Below are 14,537 nucleotides of genomic sequence, written 5' to 3' on the forward strand. Positions count from 1 at the left end.
GTCAATGAATTCTGACAAGTGTCAGAAATGCCGCGAGCAGTCCCCCGTATCGGGAGACTGCTCGTCGGAAAGTGCGCCGGAAAGCCGGCCTGAGATCAGCCGATGAAACGGACGATCGACTCGGCGACCGCGGCGGGCTTGTCCGAGCCCTCGATCTCGACGGTGACGGTCATGGTCGCCTGCACCGCTCCCTCGAGCTGGGCGACATCGGCGATCGCCGCGCTCGCCCGCACCTTGGAACCGACCCGCACCGGCGTGATGAACCGAACCTTGTTGTAGCCGTAGTTGATCGCCATCGCGATGTTGTCGACTCGATACAGCTGATGAGTGAAATGCGGCAAGAGTGACAGCGTCAGCAGACCATGCGCGATGGTCCCGCCGAAGGGGCCACCGGCGGCCTTCTCGGGGTCAACGTGGATCCACTGATGGTCGTCGGTGGCGTCGGCGAACAGATTCACCCGTTCCTGGGTGATCTCCAGCCACTCGGTGGGGCCCAGCTCGCTGCCCTTCGCGGCCACGAACTCGTCAAGACCATTGAAGATTTTCACGCTCACTCCTCTCGAACCGTGGTCAGAAGACTACGGTCTGATTCCCGAACCGGATTACGCGGTCCTCACAGTGCCACAGCACTGCACGCGACAGCACCAGCCGTTCGACATCCGCACCCAGGCGCACCAGGTCACCGACCGAGTGGCGGTGATCCACGCGGACCACGTCCTGCTCGATGATCGGGCCCTCGTCGAGGTCGCCGGTCACGTAATGCGCTGTCGCGCCGACCAACTTGACCCCGCGTTCCTTGGCCCTGCGGTACGGCGCCGCGCCGATGAACGCCGGCCGGAACGAATGATGGATGTTGATCAACGGGCAGCCCACGGCTTCGAGGAAATCGGGGGTCAGGATCTGCATGTACCGGGCCAGCACCACCAGATCGACGTTGCCCCGCAACAACTCCAGGAGCCGCTGCTCGGCCTCGGCCCGGTTCTCCCGGGTCGCGGGAACGTAGAGGAACGGAACACCGAACGCGCGCACCTGCTCGGCAAGGTCGGGATGGTTCGAGATGACCATGACCACGGACATGTCGAGTTCGCCGCGCCGGTTGCGCCACAACAGATCCAGCAGGCAATGGTCTTCACGGGATGCCATCAGCGCCACCCGCTTGGGTTTGGAGGCCTCCGTCAGACGGAAGTCCATCTCGAACGGTTCGGCCACCTGCCGCCGGAAATCGCGCTCGAGTTCGTCGCGCACCGCGGCCAGCCCCGGTAGGTGGAAGATCGTGCGCTGGATGAAGGTGCCACCGGACTGCTCGGTGGAGTGCTGATCCAGCGACACGATGTTGGCGCCCGCGCCGGTGAGAAAGCCGCTGATCGCCGCAACCAGGCCGGGCCGGTCCGCGCAACGCAGCAGCAACCTGCCGACATCCTGGGCCGGCAGGGCGGTTGCTTTCGGGTACTCCTCTGTCATCACCGAACAGAATCTCATCCGAGCCGCCCGGCCGACACACAACCCTCCAACGCATCACCGATCCGAAAGGGCCGGGCCGACGCGAAGCCGGGCGCCATTCACCGTGGCGTGCTATCGGCGATGGGCTGGCTGAGCACCGCCACAGCAAAAGCTTTCCCGCAGCCCCGGCCACCTCCCATTCGACATCGACGTCAATTCTTGATTTTTGCCATATCTGAGTTCAACCCACTTATACGGCATGAATGGCGAATACAGAATTTGCCAAAATTGCATGTACTGGTGAGTAAATCGGGGACGTCGGCGCGGAATTCACCACGCGCCTGGACAAGATTTCTCCGCTCGCTGGAATTCCCATACGGAGCGGCGCGATACTCATCACACGTATTCGCACAACCGTGCTGCGCGCCAAAATCAGCCGTCCCAGTCGGAAGGCACGGCTGACCGACGAAATGGATTCCAGATGACCGCTCCCCAACTCGATGCCGCCGGCAACCACTGCGTGACATTGGACGAAAGCCCAAGCTGGTGGGACCCCGACAGCGAGTGCACGATCGTGGTGGCTCGACCGGACGCGGAGCGCGAACTGTGGACCGAGTACGTCCGTGGGGCACAGTCCAACTACCGCAAACACGGGGTGCAGCGAGCGCTGGATCCGAAAACCCTACGGACCGGCGAGGATACGGCGCTGTTCTGCGTCGGGATCAACAGCGCCGGCGACGTCGTCGGCGGTCTGCGGGCCAAGGGCCCGCACCAGAGCGTCGAGGACAGCCACGCAATCGTGGAATGGAGCGGACAGCCCGCGCTCGACTCGGTGCGCAAGATGATCGCCGACCGTCTGCCGTTCGGAGTGGTCGAGATGAAGACCGCATGGGTGTGCGATGACCCAGAGCAGAGCCGGGCACTCACCGATACGCTGGCGCGTATGCCGCTGCATGCCATGACACTGTTGGACATTCAGTTTGCCATGGCCACCGCGGCGGCCTATGTACTCAAACGCTGGCTGTCATCGGGTGGGGTGCTGGCTTCGAAAATCCCGGCGACGCCCTATCCGGACGAGCGGTACCAGACGAAGATGATGTGGTGGGATAGCAGAACATTCGCCAACCATGCCGACGCGGGACAGCTCTCGCGATACTTCGCCGAGGCCCAGCGAATCGCTCCTCACCCCCGTGCCGTCGGCTTCGACGCCCATACCCGGACCGCGGCGGGAGGATGATCCGCGAGATGATCTCCGAAAACACCCAGGAACACCCCTACGCAAGCATTGAGAATTCCGAATTGAACGAACTCAACGATCCCGACCAATATCGAGTCATCTTCATCGAAGACGACGGACATTCAGAGAACACCGTCGACCAGCTGCGCCGCGACCCGCGCATCACCGTCATCGATGAATGTCGCGAACAGCAGGCCGCACTACGCACGCTCGTCCCCGCGGTCGACCAGGAAATGCTCGACGAACCGACGCGGTGGGCGTACTACCCGTGGCGTCGGTGCCTGGTCCACATCCTGGGCCCGGCCGCGTTCAACCGGCTGCGCCTGGATCGCAACCGCAACCTCATCACCGCCGATGAACAACGACGACTGTCGAGCCTGACGATCGGTGTCATCGGCCTCAGCGTCGGACACGCCATCGCCTACAACCTGGCCACCGAGGGACTGTGCGGCGAGATCCGCCTGACCGATTTCGACGAACTCGAGTTGGCGAATCTGAACCGGGTCCCCGGCACCGTGTTCGACCTGGGCTTGAACAAGGCCGTGGTGGCCGCACGCCGGATCGCCGAGATCGACCCGTACATCACGGTGCGGATCGACCGCGACGGTGCGGTGTCCGAGTCCATCGACCAGTTCCTGGACGGACTCGACATCGTCGTCGAGGAATGCGACTCACTGGACGCGAAAGTGCTTGTCCGCGAAGCTGCCCGGGCCCGACGGCTGCCGGTGCTGATGACAACGGGCGACCGCGGTCTGCTCGATGTCGAGCGGTTCGACCTGGAACCCGCGCGGCCGATCCTGCACGGTCTGCTCGGCGACATCGCCGCGCGCGATCTGGCCGGGCTCAGCAGCAAGGACAAGGTGCCCCACGTGCTGCGCATTCTCGACGCACCCCAGCTGTCACCCCGGATGGCGGCCTCACTCGTCGAGGTGGGCAAGACACTGAGCACCTGGCCCCAACTCGCCGCCGAGGTCGTACTCGGGGCCACCGTCATCGCCAATGCCGTGCGGCGCATCGGCCTGGGTGAGCCGATGCCGTCGGGGCGGGTTCGGGTCGACGTGGCCGACGCGCTCGACCGCATCGGAGACCCGCTGGTCAGCGGGTCCGCGCCCGCACCCGCATCCGCATCCGCGCCCCGTCCGGCGGACGCCCGGGCCGAATCGGGCGGGTTGGCAGACATCCTCGCCGATGCCGCGACGCGCGCACCCTCGGGCGGCAATGTCCAACCGTGGCACATCGAGGCGACCGACGACCGGATCAACCTCCGGTTGGCCACGAAGTACACCTCGGCGATGGATGTCGGGTACCGCGGCAGCGCGGTGGCGCTGGGGGCGGCCGCGTTCAATGCTCGGGTGGCCGCGGCCGCGCACGGCATGACCGGGCACGTGCAGTGGTCCCGCGGCGACGAGGGCACGCCCCTCTACGGGATCGCGGAGTTCTCCCCCGGCAACGCACCCGAGTTGGCTGAGCTCTATGAACCGATGCTGGCCCGAGAGACCAACCGGCTCCGGGGCACCTCGGCGCCGATCGCCACCGAGGTGCTCCACGGACTGCGGGCCGCCGCCCGCGACGAAGGTGCCGAACTGACGGTCCTCGACGATCCGGCCGACATCGAAACCGCCGCGCGCCTGCTCGCCGAGGCGGACCGGATCCGCTACCTCACCCCGACTCTGCACCGGGAGATGATGTCGGAGCTGCGCTGGGCCGGTGACCCCGATCCCGATACCGGCATCGACGTGACGACGCTCGGGTTGGACCCGGCCGACATGGTGGTGCTCGACATCCTGCGCAGGCCGGAGGTGATGGCGAAGTTGTCGGACTGGGACGCCGGCTCTGCGCTCGGCGACGACACCTATGAACGGGTCACCTCGAGCTCCGCGCTGGCAGTCGTCTCGGTACGGGGCCGCAGGCTGACCGACTACGCCCTGGCGGGGTCGGCGGTCGAGGCCGTCTGGGTCGGCGCCCAGCGCTGTGGGCTGGCGGTTCAGCCCGTGTCACCGGCGTTTCTCTACGCCCACGATGACCAGGACCGCAGTGCACTCTCGCCTGGTCACGCCGAGGCGCTGCACGACCTGCAGTACGCTTTTCGCAGGTTGACCGGCACCGAGCGCGACGAGTCACAGGCTCTGGTGCTCAGGTTGTCCTACGCACCGCGTCCGACCGTACGCAGCCGGCGCAGAGCCCACACGGGTTCGACGCCGCAGTACAGCTGAGTCACGTGCCGAGCCATACGCGGAGGTATCTGGTGCCAGGCAGCCTCGAACTGCTCGTCACATCGGTTGCCACGCAACTGATGGCGGTCGACGCCGCGACGTCGGTCACTGTGAGCCAGCAGGTGCTGGCCGAGCTGGTCTCGTTCTTCGATGTCGACGTGAGCTTCCTGCGTCACAACGATCACGAGACGCACGCGACCCGGCTGGTGGCCGAGTGGCCGCCGCGCCCATCGGACACCCTGACCGACCCGATCGCGGTCATCCACTTCGCCGATGCCGACCCGGTGTTCGCGATGGCCGAGCACCTCAAGGAACCGGCGGTGTTCCGCCCGGAGCCGGCCACCGACGACTACCAGCGCACGATCGAGGCGGGACGCCACATCGCCAGCACCTCGATGGCATGTGTGCCGTTGTTGTCCGGGGACGTCACCACCGGCGTCCTGGGGTTCGTCAAGTTCGGCGATCGCGAGTGGCTACCCGCCGAACTCAACGCGCTCAAGGCGATCGCCTCGCTGTTCGCCCAGGTGCAGGCCCGCATCGAGGCCGAGGACCGATTGCGGTACCTCGCCGACCACGACCACCTCACCGGGCTGCACAACCGCAGGGCGCTCATGGCCCACCTGGAGGCCCGGCTGGCTGCGGGCCAGCCCGGCCCGGTCGCGGTGATGTTCTTCGACCTGGACCGGTTGAAGGCGATCAACGACTATCTGGGCCATACGGCCGGTGACGCCTTCATCAGCATCCTGGCCGAACGGTTGCAACGCGGAGACGACTCACCCAAGCTCATCGCTCGACTCGGCGGCGACGAGTTCGTCGTGGTCCCCGCGGCCTCGATGACGGCCGAGGCAGCCACGGCATTGGCGTACCGACTCCAGTCGGTTCTACGCGAACGGGTGACCATCGAAGGCGAGATGCTCACCCGTACCGTCAGCATCGGTCTGGCGCAAGGCGTTCCGGGCCGGGACTCCACCTCCGACCTGCTCAACCGGGCCGACCATGCAGTGCTGACCGCGAAGAACTCCGGGGGCAACCAGGTCGCGGTGTTCTCCGACGAGATGGCGATGGAGATCGACTTCCGCAACGACATCGAGCTGCACCTGCAGAGCGTGATCGAGAGCGGCGCACTGGTGCTGCACTATCTACCCGAGATCGACATGCGCACCGGTGAGGTGCTCGCCGCCGAGGCCCTGGTCCGCTGGCAGCACCCGACCCGCGGCCTGCTGTCCCCCGACTCCTTCATCGGCGTGGCCGAATCCATCAACCTGGCAGGCGAACTGGGCCGCTGGGTGCTGCGCAACGCATGTGCCGAGTTCGCCCGCTGGCGGGCCAACGGCGTCGGCCGCAACATCGTGCTGCGGATCAACGTGTCCCCGGTGCAATTGGTGACCGACGGCTTCGTCGCGTCGGTGGCCGGGGTCATGAAGGAGTTCCGCCTCCCGCGCGGGTCGGTGTGCCTGGAGATCACCGAGAGCATCGTGGTGCAGGACATCGAAACCACTCGCTCGACGTTGACGGGATTGCACAAGGTGGGCGTGCAGGTGGCCATCGACGACTTCGGCACCGGCTACAGCGCGCTGTCGCTGTTGAAATCACTCCCGGTGGACACCCTCAAGATCGACCGCAGCTTTGTCGCGGGACTCGGATCCGACCCGGGCGACCTGCCGATCGTGCGCGCGGTGATCGCCCTGGCGGGCGCCTTCGGCCTACAGCTGGTAGCCGAAGGGGTGGAGACCGAACGGGCCGCGCTCACGCTGCTGCGACACGGCTGTTACCGAGCACAGGGCTTCTTGCTGTCCAAGCCGATCCTCGGCCACGAGATGGCCGCGCTACTGGCCAAAGGGCGGGTACCGGTGCACTTCTCAGCCGCGCCGCGCACGTGATCGGTACGACTCACGCGGTGAGTCGTGCACTCCTCCCGACCGGCAGTAGTCCGATCGTGCGGTGTCGGGCTCGTGGGCCAGCAATTCCACGCGACCGAATCGGCTGGCGCTGTAACCGACCAGGCCCACCTGCAATGGTTTACCGGGCTCGATGAGTTCACCGGTCGCCGAGCCGTCGACGCGGGGTTCGGTCGACAGGGCCACGCCGTGGCGGGCCCGCAGTGCCAGCGGACCGTCGGCGGTGTCGAACACCGCCCCGAGAACCTCGCCCTCCTCGAACACGATGCGTCGCAGCGTGCTGTTGTCCAGGGTGTGGATCTGGCGGTGGAGCGCCTGCGCCGACAGCCAGTCGCCCAGCACCGACGCGGCGCCGGACTCACTCTCGACTTCCAGCGTCCCGAGCACCTTGACCTGGATCTCCTCGCCGGTGCGGGTCTTCATCGAGGTCGTGCCCCGATCGGCCAACCGGGTGTAGAGCACGCCGTAGGGAGACGTCAGGCAGGATTGCGCCCAGTCCTGCAGCCGGGCGCCGTAGAACGGAGCGATGCGGCCGCGTCCGGTGACCGGGGTCCAGTCGGTGACCGTCCGAACCGCCAGAGCGGTGTCGTATTCGGCGTCGTCGACCGGCTTCAAGTCCGCCGACAACTCATCGAGGTAGTCGCGGGTCTCGGGATCCTGGATGCCCGCGCCCAGCCACGGCGTTTCCGCACCCGCCGTCACCGAGCCGTTGCCCGCGGCCGCTGGGCGGACGATGTGCACGTCGAGCCCGGCATCCGCTGCCGCGACAGCCGCGGCCAACGCACCGAAGCCCGAGCCACAGCAAACGACGTCGACTTCGTCATCCCACATCGGCTAGCGACACTCCGACTGAACCACAGGGCGCATCATCAAGATCGAATCACTTTGGTAGGAACCAGAAATTGAGGTCGCCATGGCCCGCACCGGGATTCGAGGGGGATTGCCGGTGCAGGCCATGACAACGCTTCCAGGATAGCCCTTGGCTACTGCCGACCGCCAAATGGTGGCGCTCGCCACTGCGCCCGCGGCCGTGGCGTGCGCCACTACCGGGCGGGCAACCCGCGACGAACCAAGAGTTATCACGCTAAGCACGATACATACCTTTAGAATGTTATGCACGTACGGTGAAGACTTTGAGTCTGCTGGTGGCGACGGTGAAATCAGATGGGACCGCCGGCCGATCAGAGTCAGGAAGGCCCCGAGGTGACTGAGCAGCTCGACCGGCGAGCAGAGCTGACCCGCCTCCAGATCCTGCAGGCGGCAGCGCGGCAGTTCGCCCACACGCCGTACAGCCTGGTCAGCCTCGACGACATCCTCGCCGACGCCGCCGTCACGAAGGGTGCGCTGTACTTCCACTTCCGGTCCAAGCACGCGCTGGCGGTCTCGATCGTCGAGCATCGCACCGCGCGGGCCAACAAGGCCGTCGAGGACGTCCTGGCCCGCAACCTGTCGGGAGCGGAGACGTTGATCGATCTCTCCTGCCTGGTGGCAGCCGAAGACATCGGGGACCCGATGGCGCGGGCAGCCCTGAACCTGGTCGAATCGATCGGCCGGACCGACGGCCTGGGGCCGCGGGTACTCGGAGAATGGGTGCAGGGTTTCGCCGGAATCGCCAAACGCGCCATCGGTGAAGGCGACTTCACCGCCGACAGCGACCCGGAAGCGATCGCCCGGTTGTTGGTGTCCCTTTACCTGGGCGTGCGGCAGACGAGTGATCTCGACGATCCGCCGCGGTTCCTCACCGAGCTCGAGAACGGCTGGCGACTGGCGCTCCCCGGGTTCGTCGAACCGGAGCGGCTCGCGTACCTCAAGCAGTTCATCCGGCGCCGCACCGCGGTCGGCGTCAAGAAGGTGGTCCCCCTGCGCCCCCACTCACCGCACGGCGCACCCAACGCGGCCGCCGGGCGAGCCTGACATGGCACGCCAGGCTCGATCCGAGCTGACCCGGCAGAAGATCATCGCCGCCGCCGTCGACCTGTTCAGCGAGCACGGCTATCCGGCGACCGGGCTCGGCGACATCATCGCGCGGGCCGAGATGACCAAAGGCGCGCTCTACTACCACTTCGACTCGAAGGAATCACTGGCCGAGGCGATCATCAGCGACGGTGGCACGGCGATGCTGGCCACGTTCCGCGCCATCGCCGAATCCTCATCGCCGGCTTTGGAAAACACGATCCACGGACTGTTCGTGGTGGCCGATTTCGCCCGCTCGGACAAGGTCGCGCAAATCGGCATGCAATTGCTGCGGACGTTCAGCGGCATCAACACCGCCGCCACCCAGGTCTACGCGAGCTGGCTCGACGAGCTCAGAACGCAGTTGATCCAGGCGGCAGAGGAAGGCGACCTGCGGGAAAACCTCGACATCGCCGGTGCCGCCGAGGTGATCCTCGGATCCATGCTGGGCGCCGAGGCCCTCTCGCGCGCCAACGCGACGGGCACCGACTTACGCGAACGCGTCGCCCACACATGGGATCTGCTGCTCCCCGCGATCGTCAGCAGGGAATCGCTGGACTACTTCCGGGAATTCCTGGCCCGCGAATCGCTGCGCCGAACACAGGCCGCGGGCTAGCTGTTCTTCACGGGTAGGTTGTGAACGCGTAGGCGCTCGATTGGTGTCATTCCGCCGATGCCGGTGTGGGGTCGGTGGTGATTGTAGTGATGCAGCCAGTGCTGGTAGGTTCCGGCGCGTTCGGCCTCAGAGCGGTAGGTCTGCGCATAGGCCCATTCGGTGGTCAGGGTGCGGTTGAATCGCTCGACTTTGCCGTTGGTCTGTGGCCGGTAGGGCCGGGTCCTCTTGTGGGTGATGTCGGGGCCGAGCGCTTCAGCGAAATTCTTTGACCGGTAACAGGATCCATTGTCGGTCAACACTCGTTTGACGGTGATGCCGTGGTCGGCGAAGAACGCGTTGGCGCGTTTCCAGAATCCCGCGGCGGTTTCTTTGCGTTCGTCGGTGAGGTCCTCGGAGTAGGCCAGCCGGGAGTGGTCATCAACGGCGTGGTGCAAGAACGTGTATCCCATGCCGCAGCGGTTGCGCCGGCCGGCTTGGCGACCCAGCTTGCGATGGCCGCCCCCGTCGGGGATGCGGCCCAGTTTCTTGACGTCGACATGGACCAAGTCGCCGGGAGCCGGGTGCTCATAGCGGCGGGGTTTGGGCCGGCGTACCGGTAACCCGGTGTTTTGGTCCAGGTGCCGCAGCAATGGCATCCGGTAGCGGCGCAGCACCGCCTCAACGGTCGAGCGTGGCAGGTGCAGGTAAGCGGCGATGCGATGTGGGCCCCAGCGCCGGGTGAAGCGCAGGTTGACGATGCGCCGCTCACGTCGTTTCGGCAACCGCAACGGACTGCGATGCGGCCGGCTGGGCCGGTCTACCATCGCTGCTTCGCCACCGTCGCGATAACGGTCGGCCCATTTCTTGGCTGTGGCCACCGAACATTGGAACCGCTCAGCCGCGCGCCGCAAACTCCAGCCCTGATCAACAACCGCCTGCGCAAGCCGCAACCGCCCACGAGGAGTCAACGAAGCATTAGCGTGGACCATGAGGACCTCTCGGTAATCGGATGTGCGTATTTGGTAACCACACCGATACCGGAGGTCCTCACCTACTTCCGCTCACCACGCCGTTCACAACCTGTCTGGGAGTTACAGCTAGCCCCTACAACTCTTCGGACCACAACCGCTCGGTGAGGTCCTGGAACGTCGCCAGCACCACCGGGTCGTCGCCGCGCAGCAGCGCCGACTTGCTCATCCGCGCCCGCACGATCGAACCGTCGCGGTGGACGAGGTCGACCAGCAGGCCGGCATTGGCCCGCATCACCGAGACCGCCGACGTGTCGGCCGGCAGCGAATGGAATATCTCAGCAAACTGCATGCTCTTGACGGCATCGGTGTCGCGGCCGACCATCTCGCCGAACGCACTGTTGGCGAAGAGGATCGTCCCGTCCTCGGCGATCGCCAACACCGGCACCGGGAACCGCTCCAGCACCACCAGCGCAGGAATGTTCTGCAGCAGTGTCATCGGCGATTGCGGGTCCTGACCGCTCTGGCGACGCTCCACGAGTCGATTATCGCCCGCCGCCCCGACCCGGTGCCACCACCGGCCAGCAACGTGCGGCCAGGACCCGCCCCGGTCGAGCCGACGCCCGGGGCCGGGGTGGCCTGCGCCACTTGACTAACTAGGTTTACTCTGTGGAGCGACACCAGTAGACAGGGGCAGGCATGGACCTGAAGTGGTCGACGAGCGACCAGGAATTCCGCGACGAGGTTCGCGACTTTCTCGCCAAGAATCTGACTCCCGAGATCCGGCGTGCGGGCCAGCTGATGACCAGCGTGTATGCCGATCACGACGCCAGCATGGCCTGGCAGAAGATCCTCCACGAGCGTGGCTGGGCAGCCCCGGCCTGGCCGGTGGAACACGGCGGCTGCGACTGGAGCCTCACGCAGCACTACATCTTCAGTCGCGAGTCGACGCTGGCCGGCGCCCCGTCACTGTCGCCCATGGGCATCCGCATGGTGGCCCACGCGATCATCAAATTCGGTACGCAGGCGCAGAAGGACTACTTCCTTCCCGGCATCCTGACCGGTGAGGTGTTCTTCTGCCAGGGCTACTCCGAGCCAGAGGCCGGGTCGGACCTGGCCGCGCTGTCGATGGCAGCGGTGTTGGATGAAGCGGCTGGGGACCTTATCTGCACCGGCAGCAAGATCTGGACCACCCACGCCCAGGAAGCCAACTGGATGTTCGCTCTGGTGCGCACCACCCGTGGCGCCAAGAAGCAGCAGGGCATCACCTTCGTGCTGATCGACATGACCTCCCCCGGCATCGAAATCCGCCCGCTGGTCATGACTTCCGGCGAAGAGGTCCAGAATCAGGTCTTCTTCGACGAGGTGCGGGTACCGAAGTCCAACGTGATCGGCACAATCGACGACGGCTGGACCGTCGCCAAGTATCTGCTGGAATTCGAGCGTGGTGGCGGCGCCAACGCACCGGCGTTGCAGGTGCTGGGTGACGAAATCTCGGCGGTTGCCTCCGAACAGCCCGGACCGGCCGGTGGCCGGCTGATCGACGACCCGGCTTTCAGCCGCAGGCTCGCCGACGCCCGGATCCGTACCGATGTGCTGGAAATCCTGGAGTATCAGGTGCTGGCCGCGGTGGCCGAGGGCGGCCATCCCGGCACGGCGTCGTCGATGCTCAAGATCCTGAGCACCGAACTGAGCCAGACCCTGACCGAACTGTCCATGGAGGCCGCGGGCCCGCTCGCCCGCGCCTACCAGCCGCACGCCACCTTCCCGGGCGGCCCGGTGGCCGACTACGAACCGCCCACCGACGGCTATCACAGCGGAGCACCGTGGCAGGCGGTCGCCCCGCTGCGCTACTTCAACGACCGGGCCGGCTCGATCTACGCCGGTAGCAACGAAATTCAGCGAAACATCCTCGCCAAGGCAGAACTGGGGCTCTAGTGTCGCGCGTCATTAATTAGTTTACAGTGTGCGATGATGGTGTATGCCGTCATCTGCGTTGGTGATCAGTGATGAGGATCGTGCGACATTGCAGTCGTGGACACGGTCCTCGACGATGCCTGCCGGCCATGTTGAGCGGGCCCGGATCGTGTTGGCCGTGGGCGATGGTGCGGGCACGTCGGGAGCGGCCCGACTGGTGGGGGTGTCGCGGCCGACGGTGATCAAGTGGCGGGATCGGTTCGCCGCGTTAGGCATTGACGGTCTGGACGATGAACCCCGTAGTGGTCGACCTAAGACTGTCGATGACGCGGCGATCCTGGCGGCCACACTCGATCCGCCGCCGGATTCGTTGGCGGTGACGCACTGGTCGAGTCGTCTGCTGGGTAAGTACCTCGGCGTCGGGGATGCCACCGTGGCCCGGGCGTGGCGACGCTACGGGGTCAAACCGTGGCGCCGCCAGACGTTCAAGTTTTCCACCGACCCCGAACTGGAAGCCAAAGTTCGTGACGTCGTCGGGCTGTATCTGAACCCGCCCGAGAAAGCGATCGTTTTGTGCGTAGACGAAAAATCGCAGATTCAGGCACTGAACCGGACCCAACCGATCCTGCCGATGCGCCCGGGTCTGCCAGAGAAGGCCACACACGACTACCAGCGCAACGGCACCGCGACCCTGTTCGCGGCACTGGAGATCGCGACCGGGAAAGTGACCGACCGCTGCTATGAACGTCACGGCAAAGCCGAGTTCCTCGACTTCCTCAAGACCGTGGCCCGGGCGTATCCGAGGCGCCGGCTACATGTGGTGTGCGACAACTACCACACCCACAAGCATGCGGACATCAACGCGTGGCTAGCCAAGAATCCGCGTGTGACACTGCATTTCACCCCGACATCAGGTTCCTGGCTGAACATGGTCGAAGTGTTCTTCTCGATCATCACCCGCCAAGCGATCCGCCGGGGATCGTTCGACAGCGTCAAAGAACTCATCGCAGCCATCGGCGCATTCATCGACGGTTGGAACCAACGTTGCCACCCATTCGTGTGGACCAAGACCGCCGACGAAATCCTGCCCCACGCCCGTAAAACAAATTCAGACGCGCGACACTAGATGGACTTCAACCTGACCAACGAACAGGAACTGCTGCGCGATGGCCTGACCAAGTTCCTGGCCAGCCGCTACGACCTGGCGTCGAGCCGCGCCGCGGCCAAGACCGGCCCCGGCTGGCAGCCCGAGATCTGGCGCGGCTTCGCCGACGAACTGGGAATCCTGGGCGCCACCCTGCCCGAGGAGGCCGGTGGCATCGGTGGCGGGCCGGTCGAAACCATGGTCATCGCCGAGGCTTTGGGCCACGCCCTGGTGATCGAGCCGTTCGTGGACACCGTGGTCGTTGCGGGCGGATTGCTGCACCGATCCGGCGACGTGGCCGCCGCTGCCCTGCTGGAGGACATCGTGGCGGGTTCGGCCATCGTCGCCCTGGCGGCCACCGAGCCGACCTCAGGCGACAACTGGCGCGACGTATCCACCTCCGCGCGCCGAGACGGCGACGCATGGGTGCTCGACGGCTCCAAGGTGATGGCCGTCGACGCACCGCTGGCCACCCACCTGCTGGTGACAGCGCGTACCTCGGGGGAACGCGCCGACGCCGACGGGATCTCCCTGTTCCTGGTCGACATCGCCTCGTTGACAACGGGTTTCACCGCGCACCCGTACCGCACAGTGGACGACCGCAGGGCGTCGGACCTGACGTTCTCCGACGTCCGGTTGCCGGCCGGGGCGTTGTTGGGGACCGAGGGGCAGGCCTGGCCGTCGCTGGAGCTGGCCCGTGACGAGGGGGCGGCGGCGGTATGCGCCGAGGCCGTGGGAGGAATGCGAAAGGTGCTGGCCGACACGGTCGAGTACTGCAAACAGCGCCAGCAGTTCGGCCTGCCCATCGGTAGCTTCCAGGCGTTGCAGCACCGGATGGTGGATATGCACATGGAGGTCGAACAGGCGTCGGCCGCGGTCTATCTCGCCGTACTGAACCTCGATGCCGAGCCCGCGCAACGGGCCAGAGCGGTGTCGGCGGCCAAGGCCACCATCGGACGGGCCGCGCGCTTCGTCGGGCAGAACTCCGTCCAGTTGCACGGCGGCATGGGCATGACCGAGGAACTGGCGATCGGCCACTATTTCAAGCGGCTCACCGCGGTGCAGTACGAGTTCGGCTCAACCGACTACCACGTGAGCCGGTACGCGGAGCTGACGCGAGCCTGAAACGGTGACACCGCACCGAAACTGAAGCCAGGGACAGAATCAGCGCC

Annotated in this window: 13 protein-coding genes; 8 read left to right on the forward strand and 5 right to left on the reverse strand. The window is 65.9% G+C overall.

Features of this window, described 5'->3' with window-relative positions:
* Nucleotides 1-95: 95 nt before the first annotated feature.
* Nucleotides 96-548: a MaoC family dehydratase gene (locus ACNQVK_RS26630; RefSeq protein ID WP_418031919.1), complete on the reverse strand. Its 453-nt coding sequence runs from the start codon at nucleotides 546-548 to the stop codon at nucleotides 96-98.
* A 22-nt stretch (nucleotides 549-570) separates the two neighbouring features.
* Nucleotides 571-1,479, reverse strand: coding sequence for a formyltetrahydrofolate deformylase (gene purU / locus ACNQVK_RS26635; RefSeq protein WP_418031920.1), 909 nt, complete (start codon nucleotides 1,477-1,479; stop codon nucleotides 571-573).
* 442 nt (nucleotides 1,480-1,921) lie between these two features.
* On the opposite strand from purU, the gene ACNQVK_RS26640 reads away from it, so the two are divergent.
* From ACNQVK_RS26640 to ACNQVK_RS26650, 3 genes are all read left to right on the forward strand, one after another.
* Nucleotides 1,922-2,677: a hypothetical protein gene (locus ACNQVK_RS26640; protein WP_418031921.1), complete on the forward strand. Its 756-nt coding sequence runs from the start codon at nucleotides 1,922-1,924 to the stop codon at nucleotides 2,675-2,677.
* Between the two features lie 8 nt (nucleotides 2,678-2,685).
* Nucleotides 2,686-4,890: an Rv1355c family protein gene (locus ACNQVK_RS26645; protein WP_418031922.1), complete on the forward strand. Its 2,205-nt coding sequence runs from the start codon at nucleotides 2,686-2,688 to the stop codon at nucleotides 4,888-4,890.
* Between the two features lie 80 nt (nucleotides 4,891-4,970).
* The gene (locus ACNQVK_RS26650) at nucleotides 4,971-6,770 is read left to right on the forward strand and encodes a putative bifunctional diguanylate cyclase/phosphodiesterase (RefSeq protein WP_418034352.1); all 1,800 of its coding nucleotides are present in this window, start codon (nucleotides 4,971-4,973) and stop codon (nucleotides 6,768-6,770) included.
* Here the strand turns inward: ACNQVK_RS26650 and ACNQVK_RS26655 are convergent.
* Entirely contained in the window at nucleotides 6,750-7,619 is an 870-nt protein-coding gene (locus ACNQVK_RS26655) for an FAD-binding protein (RefSeq protein ID WP_418031923.1), read from the reverse strand. The genes ACNQVK_RS26650 and ACNQVK_RS26655 overlap by 21 nt on opposite strands.
* Nucleotides 7,620-7,952: 333 nt before the next feature.
* Here ACNQVK_RS26655 and ACNQVK_RS26660 point away from each other — a divergent pair, with 333 nt between their 5' ends.
* The gene (locus tag ACNQVK_RS26660; RefSeq protein ID WP_418031924.1) at nucleotides 7,953-8,702 is read left to right on the forward strand and encodes a TetR family transcriptional regulator; all 750 of its coding nucleotides are present in this window, start codon (nucleotides 7,953-7,955) and stop codon (nucleotides 8,700-8,702) included.
* 1 nt (nucleotide 8,703) lies between these two features.
* The gene (locus ACNQVK_RS26665) at nucleotides 8,704-9,357 is read left to right on the forward strand and encodes a ScbR family autoregulator-binding transcription factor (protein WP_418031925.1); all 654 of its coding nucleotides are present in this window, start codon (nucleotides 8,704-8,706) and stop codon (nucleotides 9,355-9,357) included.
* Here ACNQVK_RS26665 and ACNQVK_RS26670 read toward each other — a convergent pair.
* Both ACNQVK_RS26670 and ACNQVK_RS26675 read right to left on the reverse strand, forming a co-directional pair.
* Nucleotides 9,354-10,325, reverse strand: coding sequence for an IS481 family transposase (locus ACNQVK_RS26670; protein ID WP_047328137.1), 972 nt, complete (start codon nucleotides 10,323-10,325; stop codon nucleotides 9,354-9,356). The genes ACNQVK_RS26665 and ACNQVK_RS26670 overlap by 4 nt on opposite strands.
* Before the next feature lie 115 nt (nucleotides 10,326-10,440).
* Nucleotides 10,441-10,803, reverse strand: a complete 363-nt coding sequence (locus tag ACNQVK_RS26675; protein WP_418034354.1) for a PAS domain S-box protein — start codon at nucleotides 10,801-10,803, stop codon at nucleotides 10,441-10,443.
* Nucleotides 10,804-11,003: 200 nt separating this feature from the next.
* On the opposite strand from ACNQVK_RS26675, the gene ACNQVK_RS26680 reads away from it, so the two are divergent.
* The 3 genes from ACNQVK_RS26680 to ACNQVK_RS26690 are packed head-to-tail and all read left to right on the forward strand — an operon-like array spanning nucleotide 11,004 to nucleotide 14,490.
* Entirely contained in the window at nucleotides 11,004-12,242 is a 1,239-nt protein-coding gene (locus ACNQVK_RS26680; RefSeq protein WP_418031926.1) for an acyl-CoA dehydrogenase family protein, read from the forward strand.
* A 43-nt stretch (nucleotides 12,243-12,285) separates the two neighbouring features.
* Nucleotides 12,286-13,347: an IS630 family transposase gene (locus ACNQVK_RS26685; protein ID WP_016895231.1), complete on the forward strand. Its 1,062-nt coding sequence runs from the start codon at nucleotides 12,286-12,288 to the stop codon at nucleotides 13,345-13,347.
* Nucleotides 13,348-14,490, forward strand: a complete 1,143-nt coding sequence (locus ACNQVK_RS26690) for an acyl-CoA dehydrogenase family protein (RefSeq protein ID WP_418031927.1) — start codon at nucleotides 13,348-13,350, stop codon at nucleotides 14,488-14,490.
* The last annotated feature ends 47 nt before the right edge of the window (nucleotides 14,491-14,537 follow it).

Origin of the sequence: Mycobacterium sp. 134, from assembly GCF_048282715.1 — a bacterium.
In the GTDB taxonomy this organism is placed as follows: domain Bacteria; phylum Actinomycetota; class Actinomycetes; order Mycobacteriales; family Mycobacteriaceae; genus Mycobacterium; species Mycobacterium septicum.